This window comes from Paenibacillus plantarum, from assembly GCF_013141695.1.
GTDB lineage: Bacteria > Bacillota > Bacilli > Paenibacillales > NBRC-103111 > Paenibacillus_E > Paenibacillus_E plantarum.
Genome location: NZ_WHNY01000027.1, coordinates 61,733 through 88,588 on the forward strand (window position 1 = coordinate 61,733; position 26,856 = coordinate 88,588).

25 protein-coding genes and 1 pseudogene are annotated in these 26,856 nt (G+C 49.4%); 17 read left to right on the top strand and 9 right to left on the bottom strand.

Annotated features, from left to right (window positions below; genetic code table 11):
- Positions 1-293: 293 nt before the first annotated feature.
- Positions 294-2,216 (bottom strand): alpha/beta fold hydrolase, encoded by a 1,923-nt coding sequence (locus GC096_RS08995; protein WP_171629909.1) that lies wholly within the window; start codon positions 2,214-2,216, stop codon positions 294-296.
- Between the two features lie 59 nt (positions 2,217-2,275).
- A complete protein-coding gene (locus tag GC096_RS09000) occupies positions 2,276-2,857 on the bottom strand; it encodes a TetR/AcrR family transcriptional regulator (RefSeq protein ID WP_171629910.1) in 582 nt (193 codons plus the stop codon).
- A 221-nt stretch (positions 2,858-3,078) separates the two neighbouring features.
- On the opposite strand from GC096_RS09000, the pseudogene GC096_RS39320 reads away from it, so the two are divergent.
- From GC096_RS39320 to GC096_RS09015, 4 genes and pseudogenes are all read left to right on the top strand, one after another.
- Positions 3,079-3,216 (top strand): annotated as a pseudogene (locus GC096_RS39320) (YiaA/YiaB family inner membrane protein); the annotation flags it as partial.
- The gene (locus GC096_RS39325; protein ID WP_246302660.1) at positions 3,193-3,507 is read left to right on the top strand and encodes a YiaA/YiaB family inner membrane protein; all 315 of its coding nucleotides are present in this window, start codon (positions 3,193-3,195) and stop codon (positions 3,505-3,507) included. The pseudogene GC096_RS39320 and the gene GC096_RS39325, both read left to right, overlap by 24 nt.
- A gap of 86 nt (positions 3,508-3,593) precedes the next feature.
- Positions 3,594-4,241 (top strand): hypothetical protein, encoded by a 648-nt coding sequence (locus GC096_RS09010; RefSeq protein ID WP_171629911.1) that lies wholly within the window; start codon positions 3,594-3,596, stop codon positions 4,239-4,241.
- Positions 4,238-4,960 carry an S-layer homology domain-containing protein gene (locus tag GC096_RS09015; protein ID WP_171629912.1) on the top strand — a complete coding sequence of 241 codons (723 nt, stop codon included), beginning with the start codon at positions 4,238-4,240 and terminating at the stop codon, positions 4,958-4,960. The genes GC096_RS09010 and GC096_RS09015 overlap by 4 nt, the downstream gene beginning before the upstream one ends.
- A gap of 1,221 nt (positions 4,961-6,181) precedes the next feature.
- On the opposite strand, the gene xylA is transcribed toward GC096_RS09015, so the two are convergent.
- Complete coding sequence (gene xylA, locus GC096_RS09020) at positions 6,182-7,501, bottom strand: xylose isomerase (protein WP_171629913.1); 1,320 nt, start codon at positions 7,499-7,501, stop codon at positions 6,182-6,184.
- 173 nt (positions 7,502-7,674) lie between these two features.
- Between xylA and GC096_RS09025 the strand changes: the two genes are divergently transcribed.
- The 3 genes from GC096_RS09025 to GC096_RS09035 all read left to right on the top strand — a co-directional run bounded on the left by GC096_RS09025 (position 7,675) and on the right by GC096_RS09035 (position 10,082).
- Positions 7,675-8,850, top strand: coding sequence for an ROK family transcriptional regulator (locus GC096_RS09025; RefSeq protein ID WP_171629914.1), 1,176 nt, complete (start codon positions 7,675-7,677; stop codon positions 8,848-8,850).
- A gap of 145 nt (positions 8,851-8,995) precedes the next feature.
- Positions 8,996-9,502: an HPP family protein gene (locus tag GC096_RS09030; RefSeq protein ID WP_171629915.1), complete on the top strand. Its 507-nt coding sequence runs from the start codon at positions 8,996-8,998 to the stop codon at positions 9,500-9,502.
- Between the two features lie 73 nt (positions 9,503-9,575).
- Positions 9,576-10,082 (top strand): Crp/Fnr family transcriptional regulator, encoded by a 507-nt coding sequence (locus GC096_RS09035; RefSeq protein WP_171629916.1) that lies wholly within the window; start codon positions 9,576-9,578, stop codon positions 10,080-10,082.
- Between the two features lie 475 nt (positions 10,083-10,557).
- Here GC096_RS09035 and hmpA read toward each other — a convergent pair whose 3' ends face one another.
- Positions 10,558-11,775, bottom strand: a complete 1,218-nt coding sequence (gene hmpA / locus GC096_RS09040) for an NO-inducible flavohemoprotein (protein ID WP_171629917.1) — start codon at positions 11,773-11,775, stop codon at positions 10,558-10,560.
- 318 nt (positions 11,776-12,093) lie between these two features.
- Between hmpA and GC096_RS09045 the strand changes: the two genes are divergently transcribed.
- A complete protein-coding gene (locus GC096_RS09045; RefSeq protein ID WP_246302661.1) occupies positions 12,094-14,067 on the top strand; it encodes a beta/alpha barrel domain-containing protein in 1,974 nt (657 codons plus the stop codon).
- A 431-nt stretch (positions 14,068-14,498) separates the two neighbouring features.
- Here the strand turns inward: GC096_RS09045 and GC096_RS09050 are convergent, their stop codons facing one another.
- The gene (locus GC096_RS09050; RefSeq protein ID WP_171629919.1) at positions 14,499-15,134 is read right to left on the bottom strand and encodes an FMN-dependent NADH-azoreductase; all 636 of its coding nucleotides are present in this window, start codon (positions 15,132-15,134) and stop codon (positions 14,499-14,501) included.
- A 254-nt stretch (positions 15,135-15,388) separates the two neighbouring features.
- Between GC096_RS09050 and GC096_RS09055 the strand changes: the two genes are divergently transcribed.
- From GC096_RS09055 to GC096_RS09075, 5 genes are all read left to right on the top strand, one after another.
- Complete coding sequence (locus GC096_RS09055) at positions 15,389-16,429, top strand: agmatine deiminase family protein (protein WP_246302655.1); 1,041 nt, start codon at positions 15,389-15,391, stop codon at positions 16,427-16,429.
- Between the two features lie 6 nt (positions 16,430-16,435).
- Complete coding sequence (aguB, locus tag GC096_RS09060) at positions 16,436-17,311, top strand: N-carbamoylputrescine amidase (protein ID WP_171629920.1); 876 nt, start codon at positions 16,436-16,438, stop codon at positions 17,309-17,311.
- A gap of 3 nt (positions 17,312-17,314) precedes the next feature.
- A complete protein-coding gene (locus GC096_RS09065) occupies positions 17,315-17,935 on the top strand; it encodes a LysE family translocator (protein ID WP_376769482.1) in 621 nt (206 codons plus the stop codon).
- A gap of 212 nt (positions 17,936-18,147) precedes the next feature.
- Positions 18,148-19,857, top strand: a complete 1,710-nt coding sequence (locus GC096_RS09070) for a methyl-accepting chemotaxis protein (RefSeq protein ID WP_171629922.1) — start codon at positions 18,148-18,150, stop codon at positions 19,855-19,857.
- An 87-nt stretch (positions 19,858-19,944) separates the two neighbouring features.
- Positions 19,945-20,451, top strand: coding sequence for an ankyrin repeat domain-containing protein (locus tag GC096_RS09075; RefSeq protein ID WP_171629923.1), 507 nt, complete (start codon positions 19,945-19,947; stop codon positions 20,449-20,451).
- Between the two features lie 53 nt (positions 20,452-20,504).
- On the opposite strand, the gene GC096_RS09080 is transcribed toward GC096_RS09075, so the two are convergent.
- Both GC096_RS09080 and GC096_RS09085 read right to left on the bottom strand, forming a co-directional pair.
- Positions 20,505-21,023: a DUF2812 domain-containing protein gene (locus tag GC096_RS09080; protein WP_171629924.1), complete on the bottom strand. Its 519-nt coding sequence runs from the start codon at positions 21,021-21,023 to the stop codon at positions 20,505-20,507.
- Positions 21,016-21,348 carry a PadR family transcriptional regulator gene (locus GC096_RS09085; RefSeq protein ID WP_171629925.1) on the bottom strand — a complete coding sequence of 111 codons (333 nt, stop codon included), beginning with the start codon at positions 21,346-21,348 and terminating at the stop codon, positions 21,016-21,018. The genes GC096_RS09080 and GC096_RS09085 overlap by 8 nt, the downstream gene beginning before the upstream one ends.
- 188 nt (positions 21,349-21,536) lie before the next feature.
- Here GC096_RS09085 and GC096_RS09090 point away from each other — a divergent pair, with 188 nt between their 5' ends.
- The 3 genes from GC096_RS09090 (at position 21,537) to glyA (ending at position 23,955) form a co-directional block, all read left to right on the top strand.
- Positions 21,537-21,863, top strand: a complete 327-nt coding sequence (locus GC096_RS09090) for an EthD family reductase (protein WP_171629926.1) — start codon at positions 21,537-21,539, stop codon at positions 21,861-21,863.
- Positions 21,864-21,888: 25 nt separating this feature from the next.
- Entirely contained in the window at positions 21,889-22,506 is a 618-nt protein-coding gene (locus GC096_RS09095; RefSeq protein WP_216626073.1) for a dihydrofolate reductase family protein, read from the top strand.
- 204 nt (positions 22,507-22,710) lie between these two features.
- Positions 22,711-23,955 (top strand): serine hydroxymethyltransferase, encoded by a 1,245-nt coding sequence (gene glyA, locus GC096_RS09100; protein WP_171629927.1) that lies wholly within the window; start codon positions 22,711-22,713, stop codon positions 23,953-23,955.
- On the opposite strand, the gene GC096_RS09105 is transcribed toward glyA, so the two are convergent.
- Positions 23,935-24,816, bottom strand: coding sequence for a LysR family transcriptional regulator (locus GC096_RS09105; RefSeq protein ID WP_171629928.1), 882 nt, complete (start codon positions 24,814-24,816; stop codon positions 23,935-23,937). The genes glyA and GC096_RS09105 overlap by 21 nt on opposite strands.
- 114 nt (positions 24,817-24,930) lie before the next feature.
- Between GC096_RS09105 and GC096_RS09110 the strand changes: the two genes are divergently transcribed.
- Positions 24,931-25,650 (top strand): MOSC domain-containing protein, encoded by a 720-nt coding sequence (locus tag GC096_RS09110; RefSeq protein WP_171629929.1) that lies wholly within the window; start codon positions 24,931-24,933, stop codon positions 25,648-25,650.
- On the opposite strand, the gene GC096_RS09115 is transcribed toward GC096_RS09110, so the two are convergent.
- On the bottom strand, positions 25,630-26,850 hold the full coding sequence (locus GC096_RS09115) for an MDR family MFS transporter (RefSeq protein ID WP_171629930.1): 1,221 nt from the start codon (positions 26,848-26,850) through the stop codon (positions 25,630-25,632). The genes GC096_RS09110 and GC096_RS09115 overlap by 21 nt on opposite strands.
- Positions 26,851-26,856 lie beyond the last annotated feature (6 nt).

Below are 26,856 nucleotides of genomic sequence, written 5' to 3' on the forward strand. Positions count from 1 at the left end.
AAATGACTGTATCCGAGCCTGCTTTTCGATAAAACTAACCTCTTAACGGCGGGCACTCATCCCTGGAATGACCTCGTCAAAGGTTTTCTCATATGTTATTCCGAAGGTAGGCTTTAGGTGAATGTCTTGGGGAAACTTTGGGGAAAAAGAAAAGAAGCTCGCCTCTGCGGCCCCATGTGGGGAGAGAGGCGAGCTTGGTAACGGACAAGAGACAAAGACAACGACATGACACATTTGGATGGGTGGTGGATGAATGAATGGATGAGGGAGCTGAATGAGATTGGCGAGCTTGGTTACAGCCCTTGCTGCCGAAGCAGCTGAGCTGTTAGCTCTGGATGCGAGATCGGGAAATGGTGCGCCGCTCCGATCTCCAGCGTATGGGCGGAGCGAAGCTCCTCCGCCAGGGCGCGATCCTGTGTGCCCCACAGGATCGAAGCCTTCCGCAGCAGCTCCGCCTGCTGCTGCGGAGGTAACATCTCTGCGCGTGCCAGCGCAGAGAGGGTCTCAGCAGTCGTCTTCCGCACACGCGGCGACTGCAGTTCTTGCAGGACATAAGTGACATACGAAGTCGGTATGTCACTTATGTCCACGAAGCAGCGCTGCGCCAGCAGCTGCTTCCGCAGGTCTTTCTCGCGCAGCCTGCGCAGCGCGAGCTGGTTGAGGCGCGCGCTGCGGTACATGCGCGCAGCCGGTTGCAGGGCAGGCTGCAGCAGATGCAGCCTGTGGATCCGCTCCGGCACGCGAGCGTAGGCGTGGGCTGCTAGGAGGCCGCCCAGCGAGTGGCCCACGAGCGTGACCGGGCTGTCGAAGGCGCGGATCGCCTCGACGAGCGCTGCGATGTGGCCCTCCATCACGTCGGCAGCGTGATGGTAGGGTGAGCGCCCGAAGCCTGGCAGATCGACCAGGCAGACGTCGTGCTCTGGAAACTGCGCCGCGAGAGGGAGCAGGCAATCCGCTCCGCTTAGGGTGCCGTGCACGAAGAGGAGAGTGGATTTTTGCTTTATGGGGGACTTGTGTGCCAGTCGTAATTCCGAGTCGCTCCTTACCAAACCCACTTCCGTTGTACGCAGCCCAGTTCCTCTTCGCTCCAGACTAGCCAATGGCCCTCGTTTCCCTCTCACAAACCCTTCTGTAGGCATATGACCATGTACAAGCTGAAAATCAAGATCTGCCATCGTAAAAGGCAGCAACTCACCCTGAACTTTATTCGGGAGCTTATGTTTGTGCAGCAAGCTTTCTTTCGGTGCAATCGGAAAAGGATTGCTCGTTTTCACGATAAATTCTAGGGATTCTTTGGGGATGCCTAACTTTTGTCCTAACGTTGTACCTAAAATCTTACTGAGCCACTTTGGCGAGATGGAGCCATGAGGCTTACGAACACGCAGCTCTTTGGCGATCATGGAAACTAGCTCTTGCATGGAAGGGCTTGCCTTAGGATCGTCCAGCAAATAGTACGTTTGCGTAGGCGGCGGTGATGCTTCTTTGGTTAATACGTTGATGAAGGAGGCGACATGATCGACATGGACAAGCGGCAACCAATGTGTAGAACCACCAGGGACGATAGACATCAAGCCGCGCGCCGTAGCTCGGACAAGAATGCCGAGACCGCCGGTTTGAGGCGTTTCTCCATGCTGCGAACTACCGATGACGACACTGGGGTGAACGATGGAAAGAGGGAATTCCAGCTCCTGAGCGCCTTCCCGAATGCGCAAATCTGCAAGGCATTTCATCAGCTCATACGGCGGACCTTCTTCTAAATGTGCGATGACGGGAGCGGGATTGCGCATGTTTTCGTTCGTCCAGGGGCTTTTGAATCCGACCACATGGATAAAATGCTTTAATCCCCCGCGCAGCTGAATGTCCGCAGCCAATCGAAGCATTTCCTCTGCAGCCTGTAGGAAAACCACACGTGCCTCCGCTTCACTGATCCGAATATCCATCGGCCCGCCCGCATGGATAATGACATCTGCGGTCAGAACCTTTTCCCTGTCAGAGTGACTCAAACCAAGTCCGGACATGCCCAAATCGCCAATGACTGGGCGGATGCGACTTAGGTTTGAATCAGCACTGTCTGACCAACCTAGCTCCTTACAAATATGCTCCCAACGCGAACTTGACCGCACGAGCACAGACACCGTGTGATTCTCTTGGGCAAGCTGCGCTAACGTGTGGGTTCCGATAAACCCTGTACCACCAGTTATAAAAATATGAGCCAAATGAATAACCTCCAATTTGTTTTTTTAGTACTATTTAGTACTAATTAAGGGTAAAAAAATTACTTTAGCAATTGGGCTAAAGTAGTAAGTGTTTGACCCAGCAAAGCTGGATCTTGATTCGCATGCTGTAGAAATAGAGCGCCTTCGAGTGTTGAAACGATAAGCCCTGCGACAGCTTTTGTAGAAAGAGTAGGAGAGAACTCCCCTTTGCGCACACCTTCGAGGAGCAGATCTTCCACTAGCCGCATTTGATCCTGAAAAAACAACCCAACTTTCCGTCGAAGTTCGTCCGCTTCCTGCGGCATTTGGGTATACAAGGTGAGAAAGGGGCAGCCGGCTAAGAAACTAGTTTCTGGGCCGGCCATGCCTTGAAGGAACAGATCGAAACGCTCCTGTACAGGTAAGTCTAAACGAGCTGCGATCTCCTGCATCTGCTGCGTATAAGCCCCGATAAGCTGATCGAGAATCGCTGTTAAGAGCTCTTCTTTACTTTTGAAATAATAGTAAATATTCGTTTTAGACACCTTGCTGATGATCACGATTTCATCCATACTTGTCGCCAAATAGCCTTGAGTCAGAAAGAGATTCCTAGCGGTGAGAAGTACAACATCACGATTGGTTATTCTTTTTGTTTTTGTCATGAATAGTACTATACAGTACTAAAAACAAGGTGTCAAATTGTTCCATGTTATTTAGGCTTAGTCTTAGGAGTAGGTACTATCGAAAGATAGTACTATTTGGAAAAGGTGCGGCACCCTATACTGAGTATCAAGAGCAAGTCATTCATAACGTTGCTTGGCAACGATAGGGGGATTTTAACATGATGAATCAGCGGAAACGGAATACAACGGCGTTTACTTTTATGGCGTGGGCGTCCTTTATTGGAGCTTTCGTAGCAATGTTTATTGGGATATATACACTTGAAGAATCGCTTAGTGTGAAGGGATATTTCGCGGTGTGTGCACTGTTTCTCACCATGTCGGCGTTCGTGCTGCAGAAAGTCATTCGTGATAATTTGGAGGATGGTTACGAATCTCGCAAACGCAATACTTCGGCTTTTACCTTCTTGGCGTGGAGCTCATTTGCCTTAGCTTTGCTAGGCATGTTCATCGGCATCATTAATCTCGATCAGATTCTTTCGGTTAAAGGGTACTACGCCGTCACGGCTTTGTTCCTGACTATGTCCTCGTTTGTTTTGCAAAAAACAGTTCGTGATAATAACGATGACGAAGCGCCTGCTTCTACTGTAAATACACCTTTTCATTCAAATGAAATTAAAGTAGAAGAGTAGTAGTAATTTGCCTAGCAGTCTATAGTTTATGACATATTGCCAACCTCCTACTCATCTAGTAATCTATGAGTTGGGAGGGATTTGGTATGATTAGGAAAATATGCAAAGTAATCTCTGTGTTCATGTTAATAGGCTGTCTTGGCTTTACAGTTCCTGTGTGGGGGGCTGAGCAAGTTGTCACTAAGCCCGGCAGTGTTACGTATGAGATGCAGGATATTCAGGTACAGTATGCGGCCGAATTTACCGCTTATCCGCAAGCCATGGTGGGGAAACCTTCGGTATCTAAGTCAGTCTATGATGCGGTTTACAGTGACACGGCTAAGCCATTGCAAGTGTTGTATGGTGTGGTTAAGTTGACGATGCCGACGGGCTATTCCTTCACAGAGGAGTTCATTAGCGTTACGGATGGCGTGAATATTGCGCGTGGTTTATCTAATGGTGGCGGTCCTATTTACAACTTGAATAACCAAGTAAGAGGGCAGAATACCGAGTTCGTTACAGGCAAAAAGCTAACCGATAAAAGCGTCGTAAAAGACTACTCCGATGGCTGGAAAACGATTAGACTGACGCGCAAATGGGATGATTATGCCAATCCGATGGATTTTACCATTAGTTTCAAATGGGATTTGGTGGGTTCGGTCGATCCCTTTTTCCAAAAGCTAACGGAGACTTCCTACGTGATTGACCTCACCACGCTTCGTCATAAGGGCGCGAATCAGGCGGTGCAGCGATGAGGGGATCCTTTGTTAAAAAGCTGGCTATGACCGTAGCTGGAGCCGTGCTTCTCTCGACATTGCTTGCCGCAGGAGCTTGGGCTGCGGACGCTGAGGTGAAGCACACGGCAGAAGCCGACAGCTTGAATAAGCTGCAGCTGTTCCAAGGCACGGATCGCGGCTACGAGCTCGAGCAGACGCTGACACGGGCGCAAGGCGCCACGATGCTGCTGCGTCTGTTCGGCTGGGAGACCGCCGCCGCGAATGCGCAAGGGCTGAGCTCGCCGTTCACGGATGTGCCGGCGACGCACTGGGCCGCGAAGTCCGTTGGCTTCGCGTTTAGTAATGCGTTGGTGCACGGTGTGAGCGACGTGCACTTTGCGCCGGATGCGAGCATCACCGGCGAGCAGTTCTTGGCGCTGTCGCTGCGCGCGCTCGGCTATGCAGAGGCAGAGCCGCAGACGGCCAGCGAGCTTGCGGCGACAAGCGGGCTGCTCAGCGCGAGTGAGGCGCAGCAGTTCGCGCAAGGCACAGTGTTCCGCCGCGACGAAATGGTCGCGGTGGCGTATCGCGCCATCCAGACCAAGCTCAAGGGCAGCACGCGCACGCTGTTGCAGAAGCTGGTCGAGGATGACAAAGCGGTGAGCGTCAGCGCCGCAGTGGCTAGCGGGCTTTACAAAGCGCCGAGCAGCGACCCGATGGATCAGATCGAAGATGCGATCCGCGATGCATTGAAATAAGCGAGAAATCCCGCCCCAGCCGGAAGGTTGAAGCGGGATTTTTTTGCATAATAGCCTTATGGTTGGGTAGCTAATCGAGCTCGCATCGTCGTGATGGGGACACCTGGACACTTAACTGTAAAAACTACAGTTATTTTTTCACTAATCGGCCAGTTTAGAAGATTAGATGGAAAATCTACAGTTAAAATTGCCAATATCATTGATTTCAAGCAAATGCGACGATTTTAACTACATATTATCCATTTATTTCAATTAATCTGGCATTTAGGGCAAAAATAACTACATAATTTCCATCTAAATCTGTTTGCTTTGTTTCAATAGTTGTTTCAAATGATCTAGTTGGCCCTACATGCTTATGCTATCCGATTTGTCAGTTTCTCCAGCCTGCCAGTTTTTTTATTTTGTTTCATTGTTGGTTCAAGCTACCCGTCTAGTGTGAAAGCGAGGGACGGCGGCGAAGGAGGGACAGCTGTGGCATGTGATGGGAAGGTGGCAAAGGGAGGGACAGCTGTGGCATGTGATGGGAAGGTGGCAAAGGGAGGGACAGCTGTGGAAGGTGATGGGAAGGTGGCAAAGGGAGGATTAGTGTGAAAGGTGAGAGATGGCGACGAAGGGAGGACTGGTGTGGAAGGTGAGGGATGGCGACGAAGGGAGGACTGGTGTGGAAGGTGAGGGATGGCGACGAAGGGAGAACTGGTGTGGAAGGTAGTGAGATGGCGGCGAAGGAAGTACTGGTGTGAAAGGGAGGTACGGCGGGAGAGGGGAGTACTGGTGTAGAGGCTGATGGGATGGCGGCGAAGGAAGTACTGGTGTGAAAGGGAGGTACGGAGGGAGAGAGGAGTACTGGTGTAGAGGCTGATGGGATGGTGGTGATGGAAGTACTGGTGTGGAAGGTGAGGGACGGAGGGAGAGGGGAGTACTGGTGAAGAGGCTGATGGGATGGCGGCGAAGGGAGGCAGGTGTGAAAGGTGATGAGATGGCGGCAAAGGGAGTACTGGTGTCGAAGGTGATGGGAAGGTGGCAAAAGGAGTGACAGCGTGGAAGAGTAGCAAATATTGATGGAGATAAACGCGATTGTACAAAAAGTAATATTGAAGTGGATTTGTAATAGGGATAGTAGTAGTAGTTATTGTTGTTGTCATGGAAACAGAAGCCCCCAGCACCCCAAAAAATCCCGCCCCAGCCCAATGGCTGAAGCGGGATTTTGTCGTCTAGAACAAATTAAGCGTTGAGCAAATATTGATTTACAGTTGCTTTGATCAATTCCAAACGACCGGATTGATTCACAATCGGAGCATTGTTCTCAAGGGCATAAGCTTCAAGTGACTTGAAGTCTGCTTTGCCAGAGACGATGTCTGCGCCGATGCCGGACTTGAAGGAACCGTAGCGTGTATCAAGGATATTGTCGAATACTTTATCTTCGATCAATTTCGCTGCAACTTGCAAGCCGCGAGCGAATGCGTCCATACCTGCGATGTGTGCATACACAACGTCGATGGGCTCGAAAGAAGTACGACGAACTTTTGCGTCGAAGTTCACGCCACCACGGCCGATGCCGCCTTCGTTCAAAAGGATTTCGTACATCGCCATCGTTGTCGAATACAAGTCAGTTGGGAACTCATCTGTATCCCAGCCTAGCAACAAGTCGCCTTGGTTAGCATCGATGGAGCCAAGAATGCCGTTAACGCGAGCTACACGAAGCTCGTGCTCAAACGTGTGACCAGCAAGTGTTGCATGGTTAGCTTCAAGGTTTAATTTGAAGTAAGGAAGCAGGTCGTATTTTTGCAAGAATGAAAGTGTTGTTGCTGCATCGAAATCGTATTGGTGCTTGGAAGGCTCTTTCGGTTTAGGCTCAATCAAGAATTGACCTGTATAGCCGATTTCTTTGGCATAAGCCACAGCCATGTGCAAGAAGCGAGCAAGGTTGTCGAGTTCAAGACCAAGATCCGTGTTCAAAAGCGTTTCGTAACCTTCACGCCCACCCCAGAACACGTAATTTTCAGAGCCAAGCTCTTTCGCGTGATCCAAAGCTTTTTTCACTTGTGCGGCTGCATAAGCAAAAACTTCTGCATTATTGGAAGTCGCAGCCCCGTGAACGAAGCGCGGGTTAGTGAACATGTTGGCTGTGTTCCATAGCAGCTTTTTGCCTGTGGAAGCCATTTTATCTTTGATCAAACCAACGATTTCGTCGAGGTTGGCATTCGTTTCTTGCAGGGTGTTGCCTTCAGGCGCGATATCACGATCGTGGAATGCGAAGTAGTCGACACCTAGAATGTTTAGAAGCTCGAAGCAAGCGTCAACGCGAGCTTTCGCCAACTCTAGACCATCGTATTTGTCCCATGCACGGACATTCGTACCTGCACCGAATGGATCGGAGCCATTAGCGGAGAAGGAGTGCCAGTAAGCGACTGCGAAACGCATATGCTCACGCATTGTTTTGCCTAGAATAACTTGATCTGGGTTGTAAAATTTAAAGGAAAGTGGGTTCGTGGATGTCGGGCCCTCGTATTTAACTGGTTGAACATTGTCAAAGTAGCTCATGAATTCAGCCTCCGTATAAATGAATGATAAGTGCTTATGAAGTCATCATAGCATCATTCCGAAAGTTTGTAAATTCATTAAACAAACTTAGTTGGTGCATGAAAAAGTCTTCTATGTTAGAATCATTTCCATAGCGATGACTCGCAGCATTTGGAACGGTATGGAGGCTAATTATGAAACAAACAGGCGACTTAAACCTCGTGAAAAAGATAAATAAAACAATCGTCTTGCATCACATCCGCACGGATTCACCGATCTCACGCGCTAGAATCGCTGAGATTACAGGGCTGACGAAAGCGACGGTATCTAGTCTTGTGAATGAGCTCATCGAGAGCTCCCTCGTGGAGGAAATCGGCGCTGGGGAATCGAGCGGCGGGCGCAAGCCGATGATGCTGCTTTTTAATGGGATGGCGGGATATGCGATTGGCGTTGATCTTGGTGTGCATGATATGTTGGCTGTTCTCACCGATCTAACGGGTAAAGTGATTCGGGAAAACCGCATCCAGCATCACAATGAGTCTGTAGAGCAGGTTACGCAGTTACTCAAAACGACGATCCGTGAGTTCATCGAAACAGCACCGGAGAGTGTATATGGTGTGATTGGCATAGGTCTTGGCGTGCCAGGTATCGTTGATGAGGAGGGGAATTTGTTGTTTGCCCCGAATCTGGGCTGGGAGAATGTGCCGCTGCAGAGCCAATTAGAAGCCGAATTCGGGCTTCCTGTTGTGATTGATAATGAAGCGAACGCTGGGGCAGTAGGCGAGAAACAGTTCGGTGCAGGGAAAGACACTGCGAATCTCATCTATGTATCTATCGGTATGGGGATCGGTGCGGGCATTATTATCAAAAACGAGCTGTATCGCGGGGCGACAGGTTTCTCCGGCGAGATCGGCCACATCTCGATTCAACATGATGGTCCGAAGTGCCGCTGTGGCAGCTTAGGTTGCTGGGAGCTTTACGCATCGGAGCATGCCTTATTGGAGCAAGCGGGTAAAGAATTAGGGCGAGAAGTCGACCTAGAGACCTTATTAACAAAAGCCGAGAGCGGCGACGCAGGGGTCATCAAGCTTTTTGAACGGCTAGGCTACTACCTTGGGGTCGGTGTGGTAAACATCATTAACGGGTATAATCCGGAATTTATCATTCTCGGAGGTCGGTTGGCCGGTGGCGAGAAGTGGCTGATGAAGCCGCTTTTGGATCTGCTAGAGAAGCGATCTCTACCGCATCCGCGCAAGCAGTTGAAGGTGGAATTTTCGGAGCTTCGTGATCGGTCTACGGTGCTTGGGGCAGCGTCTTTTGCGGTGACGAAGTTCTTTGCTTCGACAACGGTTTCGGTTGAACGGAATTAATCAAGTTAAGAATATGGGAAAAATGACATAACATGGCTTGTAAAGTTATTGACTGACTCTCTGTCTTTTTTGTAAAATGGGAAAGGTCTGATTTAGAACATGAACGGCCTCATGAATCCCATATAGAAAAGGACGGGAGCCAACGATGTTTCTTCGTTCACTTATCATTTGCTGTTATCTGATGGGAGCTTACTGGGCATCCTATCACTTTCCATCGATGAAGATGGTTTTCTACCCAACGCTGGGCGCATTTAGTTTTCTTTTCATGCATCGTGTAGACAACATTAGAGAAATACGTCGCATTATTATCGGAGCCATTATTGCGGTTACGATGGGCAGTATTTTTTATACCATTAGCACGGGAGCTGTTTCCTTTTTCCTGACAGCCCTTGTGACGATTACGTTAATTCAATTTTTCAAATGGAATGCGGCGCCAATCTTGGCGGTTTCATTCATCCCTTATTTCGCTCATCCAGTCTCCATGTGGGCATTGCCGATTGCAGTTCTCGTGTCGCTTACAGGTTTACTGGTATCCATTTGGCTGATTGGCAAGGTCGAGCAGTTCAATTGGTACGTGAGCTTATCGGGTAAACTAACACAGGCACGTCAGTCCATTCGGCCACCTTTTGAGCCATTGAAAAAAGAAGTATAGTCGTTCAAGATATCCATAAAAGCGATCAGCCCCAAGTGTGCTGTCGCTTTTTCTCATTAAAGGGGATACGAAGATGAAATTACATAAAGGAGAAATCCTGTTCCGCCAAGGTGAGAGGGGTTCACTATTCAAACTGCATTCGGGTCTGCTGAAAATTGTTCGTTCACATGAAGATGGTAACACCACCCTTGTGAATATCATTGTACCTGGTGAAACGATTCCGCATCATTCCCTGATTACTCCGAGTGCCTACTATGCAACGGCGGTTGCGCTAGTGACAAGCGAGGTTGAAGTGCTACCCGCTGAGCGTTGGTATGAAGACTTGGAAAGCAATCCAGACCACTTTCGCACCATTGCGCGTCAATTGCAGGAGAAGCTGCGCATGATGCAGCAGCGGATTGATCAGCTAACAGCAGTTGCCCCAGCAGCCAAATTGTTGAAAATGGAGGCATGGTTCCAGACGTATATTGGTACTTTGAAGCTGACCGACGTGCTAATTCAAGAGGAAATAGGGCAGTTCATTGGGCTTCGACGTGAAACGGTGAATCGGTTGTTACGTGAAAGAGGGAGGAAGAGCTAGCGGACCGCACACTCTCCAGCAAAGGACCGCCCCCTCCCTAATGAACCGCGCACTTTCCAGCAAAGGAGCGATCCCCTTCAACAAACGAACCCCACACATTCCGACAACCGGGCCGCTCACCCTTCAATAAATGGCCCGCACGTCCTCCGATAAACGCCTCCTCCCCCCTCCAACAAATTAGATGGATTTTATGATGTTAAATTGGTGGAATCTAGCGCCAAAAGAGGAATAACTGGATTATATGTAGTTATTTTCAGTGATTTCTATCCTGATTGCGAAAAGTAGCGAAATTACCTGTATATAATCCAGTTAAACACCTTTTACGCTCAAAATGAGCTCAATTAGATGGACAAATTCCAGTTATTTGGATTTTCAATCCTATGAAGTGATCCCCGGCATTACTCAGATGCCCTTCAAATATCAAAACGGCCCTGTCGCAACATGCGAGCAGAGCCGTTTTGCATAGGGGGTCCAATTAGGAAAGCGCACCTGAGGGACCGAAGAATTCGTAATGACGGTCCGATTCCGTAACACCCCACGCGATGAGCGATTGGTTCACGGTTTTCATGAACGGCAGGGGTCCACAGAAGTAAAAGCTGCCATTTACAGATGGCACTAGGCTTTGAATCCACGGTAGATCTACATAGCCCTCTTTGTGGTAAGACTGCTCACTGGTATCGGCAGCTGTCGGTTGCGTATAGCACCAAGCAATGGTGACTTGAGGATGCTTCTCAGCCAACTGTTCGACCTCTCTGCGGAGAGCGTGATGCGCCCCATTTTGAGCAGCATGGATGAAAGTAACTTTCCGATTCGGCTGGGTGGTGACGAGTGCATGCAGCATACTCACCATAGGGGTAAGTCCGACGCCGCCGCTTAGAAGCGTAACAGGTCGTGTATCCGTTTGATCTAACGTAAAGTCACCTGCTGGCGCGGAGAGCCAGAGAACATCTCCCTCTTGAACCTGATTGTGCAAAAAGACGGAAACTTTGCCCGCAGGCACAGCTGGATTGGTGTCTTCGCGTTTTACCGAGATCCGGTAGAACGGTTGCCCAGACGCATGGGAGAGGCTGTATTGCCGAATGTGTGTGTAGGCATCGCCGGGGATTTGGACACGAACACTGACATACTGTCCTGCTTCAAATCCAGCAATCGGACCTTGATCCTGCGGCGTTAGGTAAAAGGAGGTAATGACGTCGCTTTCTCTGTCTTTGCGCGCGATGACAAAAGGTCTGAAATCGGACCATCCCCCAGGCTGAAGAGCTGAGTTCGTATACATATCAGATTCAATGCCAATGAATGCACTGGCAATGACCCTATAGGCTTCAGCCCAAGCTCCGAGAATGTCATCTGTCGCGGCATCGCCGAGTACATCTTTAATCGCTCCTAGTAAGTGCTCTCCAACGATGGGATACTGCTCAGGTTTAACGCCGAGACTGCGATGTTTATGGGCAATTTGTTTAACTACTGGCAGGATCATTTCCAATCGATCGATATGCTTCGCTGCCGCATAAACGGCATTCGCTAACGCTGCCTGTTGTCGGCCTTGTTTTTGATTGGCGTGATTGAATAGATGCAAAAGCTCAGGGTGAGACGTGAACAGCTTGTCGTAGAAACGCTTAGTTATCGCAACACCATGAACTTCTAATACAGGCACGGTGGATTTAATGATTCGGATGGTTTGTTCGCTTAACATGTCGGATCATCTCATTTCCAGTAGAATGACTTGATGCCTTCAGTATAGCGAATAAGTGGAGGGAACCCCTGTGATTAGAATCACAGGGAATCGCAACAAAGTGTGTCTATGGGCAGAGGGAAGGATACACGGTATACTGGAACTATCATCCAAAAGAGGAGGCGGCCTATGCCCGATTGGTCGTATCATACGTTATTTAAACCGCTGCTTTTCCGACTTAGCGGGCGGAGGGCAAGAGATCTTACCCTGCATGCGATAGGCGGGCTAAGTCGCATTCCTGGCGGGACCTTCGTGATCCGCACGATGGGCCATATGGAAATGTCGCCGCACCTTGCGAGCGAGCTGGCAGGCGTGCCGATCGCCTGTCCCGTCGGCCTCAGCGGCGGCCTTGACCCGCACGGCACCGCACACAAGGCCCTCGCCCAGTTCGGGCTCGGGTTCATCGAACTCGGACCTGTGACGGTCCGAGCTGTCCAGAGTCATGCATCGATATCTCGCATGACGGAGGAGGAAGCCATCGTGTACCCCGATGGCTATGAGAACGACGGCGCGGACGCGATCGCTGCGCGCCTGCGCAAGGGCACGGGGCATCGACTGCCGCACTTCGTGCGGCTGCGGCCGATGCCGGGAAGTTCGCCGCGCGAAGCGGCAGAGGAGCAGCGGGAGCTGCTCCGGGGGCTGGCGCCGTACGCGGCGGGGTTCACCCTCGATGGCCTCAGCGAAGGCTGGCCATCGGCAATGGCTTTGGCGTACCTCACGGAGGTACGCCAGCTGGCAGAAGCGGCGGCCCCGGGCAAGCCGGTGCTGTTGTATGTGCCGCAGCAGCTCCCGGAGGGGGAGCTGCTGGCGATCATGGACACCGCGCGAAGCTTCAGCGGTGTCGTCCTCGGCGACGCGCAGCGGGAGCCGGGCACTCGCCGCGAGCGCGTCGGCGGCGGCGCTTCGTTGCTCAGCGCGCAGCTGAGCAAGGTCCGGTTGCTGCGCGAGTCGCTGGGCGAGCGCAGCGCAGTTGTCGCGGCCGGCGGCGTGCACCAGCCGGAGGACGCGCTCGCGCTGCTGGCAGCAGGAGCGACTAGCGTCATGCTGCACAGCGGGCTCGTCTACGCGGGGCCAGGGCTGCCCAAGCGGATCAATGAAGCGATCCTGTATGATCGCATAACCGCTTGTGTGGCTTCCACGGACGCTGAGGCTTTGCCATACGAAGTCAGTGTTGACGCTAACGAGCAGGCTTCCAATTCCGATTCCAGAGCGTCTGTCGTTACGTCTTCCGATCCTTCAATGGCTCCCCATCATGGGGAGATCTCCGTCTTACGGCCTTCTTCAATCTTCCCGCATTCACCAGTCTTTCCACCCACCCCTTCCTTCTGGGCGAATTGGGGATGGATGAGCCTTCTTGGATTAGGGATGATGATCGGTGGTGTGCTCGCGTGGTTTATCGCAGCGACGACGGTGTTGTTGCCATATGATGAAGACTTTTTAGGTAAATCACGCAGTGAAATTATCCGTTTCAATGCACATCTCCTACATTTCATGTCTCATGATCGCATTACCTTAGCGGGTACGATGATCTCCATTGGCATTTTCTATTATCAGTTAGCTCATCACGGTTTACGGTACGGGCTGCATTGGGCGCGAACGGCAGTCATATCCTCTTGCGTTGTCGGTTTTAGCAGTTTCTTTCTTTATCTGGGTTACGGCTATTTTGATCCGCTTCATGCGGCTGCAGCGGTTGTTTTGCTTCCAATGTTGCTGCTGACGTTACGTGGCTTGAAGGATCATCCGTCTCGTAAGCCGCCAGGTCTACGAAATGATCGCGTTTGGCTAAGAGCGCAATGGGGGCAGTGCTGCTTCGTGATTCTTGGTTTTGGTCTGGGCATCGGGGGGCTTACGATATCCGTTGTCGGCATTACGGAGGTATTCGTCCCAAGTGATTTGGTTTACTTAGGCGTAACTTCTTCGGAGCTGTCGGCGTGGAGTGAGACCATTATTCCGCTCATCGCCCATGATCGTGCGGGCTTTGGTGGTGCGCTGTTTTCCTTGGCAGTAGCGATAACCGCTTCGGCACTTTGGGGTGTCAATCAAGGTGAGGGCTGGTTATGGTGGACATTCCTCTGGGGTGGGCTGCCCGGCTTCATGGCAGGGCTGTTCATTCATGCGCATATTGGATACACGGATTTTGTCCATCTGCTGCCTGTCTACATAGCGGTGATGCTGTATGTAGGCGGATTATATTTAACTTATCCCTATCTCGTAGGAAAAGGGGGGACTAGTGTTACGACAGCTAGATCCTAATTCAAACTGGTAAAGATGAGAGAGCCTCCAAATGTCCACGTGAGTGGCGCTGGTGGCTTATTTGCTATACTGAGGGGGGGAGTGCTACTTGCATGCTTGTCTTGCCTGTGAATTCTAATTTCCTGTCGACCACCTGTCCCACCTATCTAACGGACACTAGCGACCTTATTCCGCAGAAAAGAAGCCCTTCTTCCACGTAACGGACACCAGCGACGTTATTCATCCATTTTTTATGATTAGCATGTGCCAATAAAGCAATTAGCGACTCTCATGTCCGTTAGCTATGCTAAGGGGCACTTTTGAACCAATTAGGGTCATCTGTGTCCGTTAAACAGCTCAACTCCTGCTAATTAGAGATTGTCCGCTCTACTGAGCTGAGCGGCCAATCCAAAAAGTAAAAGCTGTCCCCCATCTTAGGGGACAGCTCCTTATTAAAACGTATGCGCCAAATCCTTCGCACGCGCAATCGCGTCCTCTTTGATCTGCGCGGCTTTATCAGGGAATTGGTTATGCCCCTCTACGAACAAACCTTGCGTCTCTGTAATCCCGAAAAATGCCATGATAATGCTGATATACCGATGACCAGACTCCATGCCGGCCGCAGGCCCTTCGGAATACACGCCGCCGCGCGCTTGAATGTGGAGTGCCTTTTTGCCAGAAAGTAAGCCAACAGGGCCTGCTTCGGTGTATTTGAACGTTTTGCCAGCCACGCAAAGAGCATCCAGATAAGCTTTCATCACAGGAGGGAACGAGAAATTCCACATTGGCGTAACGAATACGTATTTGTCTGCGGCAATGAACTGCTCGGTGAGTTCACTAATGCGTCCTACCTTGGCGCTTTCCTCGCTAGATAAGGAGGAGAAATCTTGTCCACTGCGCAGCTTCCCCCATCCGCTGAACACGTCCGCATCAATATGCGGCACTTGGACACGATACAAATCAATAGGAATCACTTCGTCATTGGGGTTCGCTTCTCGATAGGCATCGATGAAAGCTTTACCTACGGCCATACTGTAAGACGTTTGATGATCATGAGGATGTGCGGTAATATGCAGAACAGTTGCCAAAGTGATCCATCCTTTCGGGTATGCAGTCTATGAAATCCTCTTCTAATGTGTATTAAAAGCACTTTGAATATGCTGGTAGGTAATGGTGACGCGGCAGCATGCCTTATAGCGAGTTCCTTTCGACAAAGATTTGGTCACAGAACTACCTATTTACATTGAGCGTTGGCGGCTTTTGAGTTATGATGGGAGACGATGTTTTTATTTGAATTTTCCTATGAGCTAATTAACTAAATTGAGATAAAGTGAGATGACGGATGATGACGAAACCTAAAGATGTAAACTATAGCATGCCAGCAGAGTGGACAGAGCACGAGCGGACTTTCATTTCTTGGCCGGTACAAGCCTCGATGGTATACCCAGAGGATCACGCAGTTGTGTCCCAAGGGTATGCGGATTTGGCGAAGGCGATTGCCGAGTTTGAACCTGTTACCGTAATTGTTAACCCTTCGGATGCAGAGCAAGTGAAGGCGATGTTCACAGAGTCGAACGTGGATTTCCTTGAGATTCAGCACAATGATGCTTGGTTCCGCGACAACGGTCCAACTTTCGTCCTGAACGAGCAGCAAGAAATCGCAGCAGTTAACTGGAAATTCAATGCATGGGGCGGCAAATATGCGCCTTGGGATCTTGATGATAATGTAGCTCCACAAATCGCGGAGCACCATGGTGTGAAACGTTTTGACGCTCCGCTTGTCATGGAGGGTGGTTCCATCCACGTGGATGGAGAAGGTACGCTTTTGACCACAGAAGAATGTCTGTTGAACACGAATCGCAATCCAGATCTAAGTCGCGCTGAGATTGAGGATCATGTCCGCAACTTCGTGAACGTAGAGAAGATTATTTGGTTGAACAAAGGGCTAGACGGCGACGAGACAGATGGTCACGTTGATAATATTGCTTGCTTCGCGGCTCCAGGCAAAATCATTCTGCAAGTGTGCAACGATCCTTCGGATGCCAACTATGCGATTACGCAGGAGAATTTGGGAATTCTCCGCAGTGCGACAGATGCCAAAGGCCGTTCATTTGAGATTATCCAAATCGAGCAACCGCCTCTGACATTCTTTGAAGAGCAGCGCTTGACGCTGAGCTATTTGAACTTCTATTTCGTGAACGGCGGCATTATTTTGCCGGTGTTTGGTGGTACAGCTGAAGAGACAGACCGCAAGGCGATTGAAGTGCTTCAAGCGGCGTTCCCAGAACGTAGAATCCGTACAATTAACGGCATGTCCATTATCAAAGAAGGCGGCAATGTTCACTGCACGACGCAACAAATGCCAGCCAGCAAGAAAGGGTGATTTCACGTGAGAAAAGTGACTGTAGCAGCCACACAAATGAGCTGTTCCGATAATATAGAAGAAAACATCGCCAAAGCTGAGAAATTGGTGCGTGAAGCCGCGGCGAAGGGTGCGCAAGTGATTTTGATTCAAGAGTTGTTTGAAACACCGTATTTCTGCCAAAAAGAAAAATCCGATTACTACCGCTACGCAACGGAACTTGAGACGAATAAAGCGATCAATCACTTCCGTGAGATCGCCAAAGAGTTGGCAGTTGTTCTGCCTATCTCCTTCTATGAGAAAAAGAACTACGCTCGCTATAACTCGCTTGCGGTCATCGATGCTGATGGTACTGTGCTCGGCACGTACCGCAAAAGCCACATCCCTGACGGTCCAGGGTATGAGGAGAAGTTCTATTTTAACCCGGGCGATACGGGGTTCAAGGTATGGAAAACTCGCTACGCCAAAATCGGTGTCGGCGTGTGTTGGGACCAGTGGTACCCGGAAGCTGCTCGCGTAATGGCGCTGATGGGGGCAGAACTGTTGTTCTACCCGACTGCTATTGGCTCAGAGCCGCAGGATGGTTCCATTGATTCGAAGGATCACTGGCAAATGTGCATGCGCGGTCACGCGGCGTGCAACTTGATGCCGGTAATCGCATCGAACCGTATCGGGAAGGAAGAAGATGAGGATTCCAGCATCAACTTCTATGGTTCTTCTTTCATTGCAGGCCCGCAGGGCAATCTGATTGAGGAAGCGGGGCGTGACGAAGAAACGGTTCTCGTTGCCGAGTTCGACTTGGATCAGCTCGAGATCCAGCGTATCGAATGGGGGATTTTCCGCGATCGTCGTCCGGATCTATACAAGAAAATCGCTACGTATGACGGTGAGCAGGTGTTCTAATTGCTGATCCCGTTGTTAAAAGGGCTTCTGCTGGGCTTTTCGATTGCAGCGCCGGTTGGTCCTATCGGGATCCTATGCATGCGCAGGACCTTGACGCTGGGCCGTCTGCACGGTTTTCTGTCAGGTTTAGGCGCTGCTACGGCAGATGCCATCTATGGCTTCATCGCAGGGTTCGGTTTGACGCTGATTACCAGCTTTCTTATGGATCAAAAGGTGGTTCTCCAGTTGGTCGGCGGTCTTTTCCTTATCTATCTGGGCGCGCAAACCTTTCGCTCAAAGCCTGCCTCTGAAGCTGCCAAAGCAACAGGGGACACGCTGTTCAAATCGTATGCGTCGACGCTGCTGCTCACCATTACGAATCCGATGACGATCATGTCGTTCGTCGGCGCATTTGCGGGGCTCGGGCTGGGAGATAGCGCGGATGCAGGCTTCACGCCTGCGATCGCCTTGGTGACCGGCGTGTTTGCAGGCTCGGCGCTATGGTGGTTGTTACTCAGTTTGTTAGTTGGCTTGTTGCGGGAACGGCTCAAAGGAGCGGCGTTCCTGTGGATTAATCGCGTCTCTGGTGCGATGTTATCGGTATTTGGTTTGTTTGCAGTTATGGGGCTACTCTTCCGGGGGTAGCCTTATTTGTTATGTTATGGAAGATGACATAGCACCTTATTTTTTCAATAGCATTTGTCGATATAGATAGAATAGCTCGCGAGATTTGTCGGATGAAAACCTCTTAGATGACGACTTAGATGAGAAAAGGACTTTCTTGAATTCAATGGCAATAGAACGATGAACGTTAAGGTAGCGGCTAGAATTCGAAACAAGAAAGAAGGGGTCTTTTCATGATTAAAAATTGGTCATTAAAAACGAAACTGCTATCTGGTATGCTTTTGGTTATTTTATTATTTACAATTGCTGCAGGGAATAATTACTTTAAACTGTCTCAAGTCGAAAGTGCGTTGGATCAGGAAACGCAACGAAATGCGGAGGTAAAGGCTGCTTACGAGCTTAAGAATTATGTAGGTATCCTGTACAGCAATCAAGCCGATGTCATTATCAATCAAAGTGATGAAGCAGCTAAAGCGTACAAGGAAAACGAAGTGAAATTCAGAGAATACCTCGAGTTCATTGCGCTAAGATCGGAGAGTCCGAAGGAAGTAGAGTTGGCTGCTAGTTTGCGAACCGCCAGCGAGGGTTTTATCAAATCATTTGATGTGGTCAGGGACATTAATAAAAAAGACAGTAAACTGACGGCTGCGCAGCTTCGCGATGAAAATAAGAAGGCAGATGATCAGACAGACCAATTCAAACAAACGATCTATACCGTGGCAGATCAATACATTAACAGCTTCAATCAAGAATCTAAGGAGTCAACAGATCAGTTAATTGAGGAAATTCATTCCGTCAATTTTACACTCATTATTTCCTGTATTATCGATGTTTTACTTGGCATAGGCATAGCATTGTTGCTTAGCAGAATCATCATTGGACCTATCAATGTGTTGATGAATGTAGCACAAAGTATTGCTGGGGGAGACTTAACGCGCACGATTACGAGTCGGAGTAAGGATGAAGTTGGGAAATTAACCGATAGCTTCAGTCGAATGATCCTTAATTTGCAAGAGTTGATTAGAGAGGTGAACGCAAGCTCGCAGGATGTAGCCGTTTCTTCGAAGCAGCTTTCGGCAAGCGCTGAAGAAACCTCGGCAGCTTCGAACGAGATTGCGATTTCCATCCAGGCCGTAGCGCGAGGGGCTGAAGCTCAGGGCTTAACTTCCAATGAAAGCGCTCGAGCCATGGAGGAAATGTCAATAGGCATACAACGGATTGCAGAAACGTCTTCTTCCGTGTCGGAAGTTTCCATGGATGCCTCCGAGAAAGCCAAGCATGGCAACAAATCCTTGCAGCAAGTCATTCGTCAGATGGAATCCATTCGGGCGACAGTCGATCGTACAGCTTCCATGGTGCAGAAGCTCGACAAGCAATCCATAGAAATCGGCAGCATTGTCAGTGTGATCTCCAGTATCGCCACGCAGACGAATCTGCTCGCGCTCAATGCAGCTATTGAAGCGGCTCGTGCCGGCGAACATGGTCGCGGTTTTGCCGTTGTTGCTGGTGAAGTACGGAAGCTAGCTGAACAATCAGGCACCTCAGCCAATCAGATTATCGGGTTGATTGAACAAATCCAGCAGGGCACTCAGCTAGCTGTCGAGGCGATGAATGAGGGAACCAAAGAAGTTCATACGGGGATCGTCGTGGTGCATGAGGCAGGCGAGGCCTTTCAATTGATCCTGCAGGCGATCGATCAAGTGGCTGATCAGATCCGTGATGTGTCTGCAGTGGCTGAAGAGATGTCAGCAGGATCCGAACAGGTGACAGCTTCGGTGATCGAATCCTCTAACATTGCCCAGCAATCCGCTTTCGCTGCTCAGAATGTAGCGGGGAGCGCGGAGCAGCAGCTTGCAGCGCTGCAAGAAGTTGCTGCTTTCGCGAACGACTTGAACAGTATGTCACTGAGACTGCAGCAAGCCGTCGGTAAGTTCAAGCTATAAAATGATTTTCCTTAAAAGGGAAAAAAGGGGATTTCTAGATATTTGCCGAATTGAAATAGCGAATATATTAGAGGAGGCCCCCCCTACATGATCAACGATGTATTTACTGCAGCACGTACAGGCGATGTAAACCGAGTCAAGGATTTGCTGGACACGGATCTTTCGCTTGCCAATGCTGAGAACAGCGATGGCCTTACCCTTCTGGGATTTGCAGCGCATTTCGGTCAGAGCGAAGTGGTTCGGCTGCTTTTGGAAAATGGCGCTGATGTGAATGCTTTATCGCATTCTATCGTTAGTTACATTCCGTCGAATACAGCACTGCATGCGGCTATTGCCGGTGAGAGGAGCTTAGCGGTCATACAATTACTGCTCGCTCACCGTGCGAAGCCGACGATTATGGATAGCAATGGGCATACGAGTCTGCATGTGGCCGCCTTTCATAAGGATAGTACACAGATCATTGAGCTCTTGATTAACCAAGGTGCGGATGTGAATGCGAAGTCAGAGGGTGGCGCCTATGCAATTGATCTGGCCAAAGAACAGGGACATACTGCGGTGATTGGCTTGTTACGAGAGCACGGGGCTCTTGGGTAAGGGATCGCGAAGGGTAAATCGAGGACATTCAAATCAGCTAGTGGGCTAGCGGATTATAGAATGTCCTTTTTGGCTTGGAGTTTTTTATTGGCAGCAACTAAACGGTATAGACTAATGCCCAGTAAGACAAGGACTGGCACATAGATAATCAGTAAGGGATAAAAGATCGTATTGTTGATGTTTATCATAAAAACAGGGATTTGTGCGGCAGTAACCGCCGTAAATACAGCGATAAGCCGTTTATTTCGATCGATCATGGAGTCGATGTCTGTGAAAATTTCAGGCTTGGTATGTTGATACGTTTGTCTCCAGATATACCAGCCTGCGCCGCTGTATATTTGATCCCATCCTGTATCCTCGAAAATACCTACATAAGTAGCATCAACCTTCGTTTGGTAATCTACGCAATAGCTCATTTTGCGGGGAGCACCTTTCTCAAAGTGAAAACGCAGGCCATTCCAATTTACACGTTGTAAATGCCAGCCCTGCGCCTCCATATCCTCCAACCATGCTGTAATCGTCTCCGATTGTGAACTGTCCCACCACTTAAACACCTTTTTAGTGTCATTCATATAAAGATCCCTCTACTTTCTTCGCATTTTCGTATAGCTCCGTAATTCTGGCGATCTCCAGCTTGAGTAGTTCTTTACCAGATGCGGTGATTAGGTACAGCTTACGACGCTCTTCTTCAGCTACAGCCTGAATCAAACGATCCTTCTCCATGCGAGATAGGCTGCCATAAATCGTTCCAGGACCTAAGTGAATGCGACCTTGCGTGAGCTCCTCTACAAACTGAATAATGCCATAACCATGCCGAACGTTTGTCAGGGAAAGCAAAATGTAATAAGCCGTTTCAGACATCGGCAAGTACTGACGGTAGAGCTTCTCACTATCCATAAAATCTCCTTTTTCTTATATCAGGCTATGTTGTATCATATCTCGTTGTATCACGTCGTGATATATCATGAGATGAGTATATCACCGCGTGATATAGAGTGCAATAGGCACTTACGAATTTACGAATTGACACTGCCACTAATGTCATCGTTTAAAATGCTTTTATATCCATATAAGGAGATGATTGCATGCTAGTACTAACGTTTCACTACAAACAAGGTATCCCCTTCGATGAAGCTTATTATTTGAATACACATGTTGCTGTGTTATCCAAGAAGACAGTCCTTGAAATGGGGGCCAGCAAGTATGAAGTCAAAAAGGTCCTATCTTCAGCAGATGGAACAACTCCAAGGTATTCGTTCATATTCAGCTTGTATTTCGAAACGAAAGAAGACTTAGAGACGTTCATCAGCGATCCTCGCGTTCAGGAATTGAAGGATGATGTTGCGAACTATTATATCGGGGAGCAGGATATCTATATTGAGGAAGTTGTGGCGTCGTTCCAAGGGGAATGAAGGAAATGCCTCATTGCGCGAATGAATGAATTCTTCCTATCCCGTTGCTTTCGGTATATTAGTCAAACGAAGCCATAGAAGGAGCAACTATACAATGAGAAAAATCGTAGCTGGGCTGTTCATGTCACTGGATGGGGTCATCGATTCGCCGGAGAACTCGCCCAAGAAATGGGGCAATGCGGAGATCATGACGCGCATCGCGGAAGGTGTAGCGAAAGCAGATACGGTACTCTTGGGGCCGCAGACGTATCAGTTTCTGGCGGGATTCTGGCAGCACCAAAGCGATGATGTGCCGATGGCAAAATTCTTAAACAACTCGCCGAAGTATGTTGTCTCGCAAACGCTCGACACGCTGGACTGGCAGCCAGCGACTCTGCTGAGAGGTGATTTCGCACACGAAATCACGAAGCTCAAACAACAGCCAGGACTGAACATTCAGGTCCCGGGCAGCCCGACACTCGTGAGATCGCTGCTGCGTGAAGGGTTGCTGGATGAGCTTAACCTCAACATTTGCCCGGTTGTTGCTGGATCTGGTATGCGTCTCTTCGGAGGGATCGAGGAGTCAATAAACCTCAAGTTGATCGATTCCAAAGGCTATAGTAACGGCGTTCTAGCTGTAACTTACCAGATAGTTAAGAGCTAGCGAATAAACAGCGTATCACCCATTTAGGCTGCCGTGTCTGGAATCTCTATTTCCGCGGACATTAGGCGGTCTTATTTTCGCATTAATCATAGGTAATACCTATCGTTATAAGAAGAAATGATGTATTGTGCAATCGTTTGTCTCGATCTATACTGAACCCGAAAAGAGATGGTAAGTGAAACATTCGCAAGGGAGGATCATGGCATGCAGCATTTGCTTAAACAAGACCCTGTGATCGCATCAGCGATTAAGCAAGAGGCGAACAGGCAACACGATAAAATCGAGCTGATTGCGTCCGAGAATTTCGTCAGTGGTGCGGTGATGGAAGCGATGGGGACGGTATTTACCAATAAATATGCGGAAGGTTACCCTGGTAAGCGATATTACGGTGGATGTGAACATGCGGATACCGTGGAAGAACTGGCCATCCAAAGAGTGAAGGATTTGTTCGGCGCGGAGCATGCCAATGTTCAACCTCACTCGGGGGCTCAAGCGAATATGGCCGTTTATTTTGCTGCGGCTAAGATCGGGGATACGATCCTGGGGATGAATCTCGCGCATGGCGGCCACTTAACGCATGGAAGCTCGGTCAATGCGTCGGGACAATGGTACAATTTCGTCCCCTACGGCGTGAACGAGCGGACGTTCCGCATTGACTATGATGAAGTGCGCAAATTAGCCCACAGATCCAAGCCGCGGATCATAGTGGTCGGGGCTAGCGCGTATCCGCGCACGATTGATTTCGAATCCTTCGCGCAGATCGCCGAAGAAGTTGGGGCCCTATTCCTCGTAGATATGGCCCATATCGCGGGTATTGTTGCCGCTGGACTGCATCCAAGCCCAGTGCCGCATGCGCACTTCGTCACGACCACCACGCACAAAACATTGCGTGGGCCAAGGGGCGGGGTCATTTTATGCCGGAAGCCATGGGCAGCTTCGATCGATAAGGCGGTGTTTCCGGCAACGCAAGGCGGTCCCTTCATGCATACCATTGCGGCCAAAGCTGTCGCTTTCGGAGAAGCCAGTCATCCGGCATTCAATCAGTACATGGCGGATGTCCTCTTCAATGCCCGTACATTGGCGGAATCGCTAATGGCCGAAGGGCTCGATGTTGTGACCGGTGGAACGGACAATCATCTGATCCTGCTTGATCTGCGCAGCATTCAGCTGACAGGCAAGGACGCACAGCATCTGCTGGACGAAGTGGGCATTACCGTTAACAAGAATGCGATCCCTTTTGACCCAACCAGTCCGTTAGTTACGAGTGGTATTCGTCTGGGAACTCCTGCGGTCACCACGAGAGGTATGGGAGCGGCGGACATGCAAGAAATAGCTCAGCTCATAGCACGCACGTTACGCCACCCTAATCAGACAGCCATTCAGGAGCAAGTGCGCAAGAAAGTGAAGGAGATTACCTCGCAATTCACGCTACACGCAAGCCGCAATTAGCTGCTCCATAAAGACACGGCTGGCTGCGCAGAGGAACTTGTTTTTGCGATAAACGATGCCAATTTGCGTCGTGAGCACGGGATTCTGAATCGGTATCGCACGAATATGCGGATGATCCATATAGTCGAGATAAGCCTTCGGCAGAACGGTCACACCGACGCCTTTGCGGACCATTTGAATAATGGATTCTAACGTCGTCATTTCGATGACAGGCTGCACGGTGAAATCAAGTGTACGGCATTGGTCATTGAGGAATTGTCGGATAAAATACGAGCTAGGCAATAAGACGCTAGGTGTTTCTTTTAAAATATCAAGTGATGCGTAGGGCTCCTTCGCAAGCGGATGATCGATTGGCACGGCAAGCACTAGATGATCCGTATACAACGGAATGGTTTCTAAGTCGTTATGCTCCATAGGCAAATAAACGATTCCGAGATCTAATTCATTTTGCAGGAGACCCTCATAAATATCTCCCGTCCGAAGCCCTAGGACAGACAATTCAATTTGGGGATAGCTCTCATGAAATGAAATAACCGTAGGTGGGAGTAGATAATTAACAACGGTGAGCAGCGCACCGATTTTTAATGTTCCTCGCTCCAGTCCCTGAAGCTCGCTGATGGCGGCACGTGCCTGAGTTAGCTCATGAAAAACTTGAAAGCCATGCTGCTGCAAGATGCGTCCAGCTTCGGTGATGACCGTCTTCTTGCCAATGCGATCGAATAGAGGCGTGCCGATTTCATGCTCGAGCAACTTGATTTGCTGGCTCAATGAGGGTTGAGCAATCCCCATTTTCTCAGCGGCACGGGTAAAATGAAGTTCTCGGCATACCGCCATAAAGTACTCTAATTGTTTAAGCTCCATCTTGGAAAGCCTCCGTTGTTCCTGTAACATCAATACGGAATGAATGATAGGTTTTAGCTATCATTATAAACGGAATCATAATGAAATAATAACTATTCCTGGAGATGACCTCATATGAAACCCATCGAAATCCTGTCGATTAATATCGGTAAGCCACAGCTAGTTCCGTATAAAAACAAAGAAGTTTCCACAGGGATTCATAAGCAGCCAACGGAGGGAGCTTTATTTTTATCATGGGAGAATTTCAAGGGGGATGGACAGGCGGATCTCGTTCATCACGGTGGCCGAGAAAAGGCCGTGTGTGTATATCCTTTTGAACATTATGCGTATTGGGAGCAAGAGTTGGGCCAAGCGCTGACCTATGGCGCATTTGGAGAAAATCTAACGATCCGTGGAATCGTGGAGACAGAGGTGTGCATCGGAGATATCTTTGAGCTGGGGGAAGCGATCGTTGAAGTGAGCCAACCTCGGCAACCTTGCTTCAAATTATCGGTCAAGTACGACAGGCCTGATATGCCGCTGAAAGTGCAGGAAACCGGGTATACCGGCTTCTATTTTCGCGTGCTGCGTGAAGGGTTCGTAGCCAAATCCGATGGATTGAAGCGGATCTTCGCACATCCCCAAGCGGTCACTTTGGCCTACGCCAATCGGATTATGCATCAGGAGAAAGATCATCTTGCAGGTATTCGTAAGCTGCTTGAAGTCGATAAGCTGTCAGTGAGTTGGCGGGCAACGTTCCTGAAGCGTCTCGGAGGTCAGGAGACAGATACGCGAGAACGACTAACTGGCAGTACAAGTGTAACGACGGACGCTTCAGACGGCTCTGCGAACTGAGCTTCGTGAGCCCGTCGTTCTTTGCTCTTTGAGCATAAACCGAATATTCATAAGCCCAAATACCAAGAAACATACCCATGGAAGGCCCTGCCAGCCAAGCACATTTCCTAGATCGTACAAATAGCCACCGCCTACGTTTCCGATAATAGCTCCGATGGAAAGCGCAAAGCTGTTAAAACCGAAATAACTGGCAATTTGCTCATCCCCAGCATAGTCTGAAACCATAGTATTCATCATGGGCTGTAGAAAAACCTGTCCAATCATGAAGGTGATAACCCCCGCATAGATCCCCCACATGGATCCGATCATCCCCATTGTAAATAAGCCCCCAGCTAGCAGCACCGTGCCTAATGACATCACGCCAAAAGGCTGTAATTTACGGTTGCCTAATTTGGACAGTGGAACTTGCAGCAAGACCATGACAATGGCGCCACAGCTATAAATGAGCCCGATATTCGCACTCGATGCAAGTTGATGGACACGAAACGGAACGGCAATGTATAACTGAGTGACCAAGGACCACGAGATCATCGTGAAGAGCATGAAGCGTCGGAAGGGGCGATTACGCCATACGGTTTGCATTTGAGACCAGATGCCTGTATAGGCCTTGTGAGATTGTTCACTTTGGATAGCTGGCAAAAAGAAGAGACTAAAGAAAAAGGAAAAAGCGAAAATTAGCGTAGCAGCCAAACTAACGTATTTGAAATGAAAGCCCATGAGTAAGGCACCCACAACGGGACCCACGACGAATCCCATATTGCTTAACATTTCTCGAATGGCATAAATCGTGATCCGATTGCTCGAAGTCGATAGTGCTGCATAATACGCATAACTAGCTGGGTTGAACAGTGATCCGCCTAAGCCAGAGAAGAAACAAGCGATGATGAATCCTGGGATGCTGTCAACAAAGCCGAACATACCAAACCCAAAGGTACGGATGAGTAAACCGATCAGAATCGTGCGCTTATAGCCAAGTTTGTCGGCCAATGTACCGCAAAGGACGGAAAGACCTTGCTGGCTGAAGCTGCGGATAGCGGAAATGATACCAACCATGGAGACGGTCAGCAGGATGTCATTTAATAAATAAGAAGCAAGCAGGGGGATCATCATATAAAATCCGACGGCCATACTGAACGTATTCATAAACATGACCCAGAACGGCAGCCGAATGGAAGTAAGTTTACGTAGGGCTGAAATCATAAGATC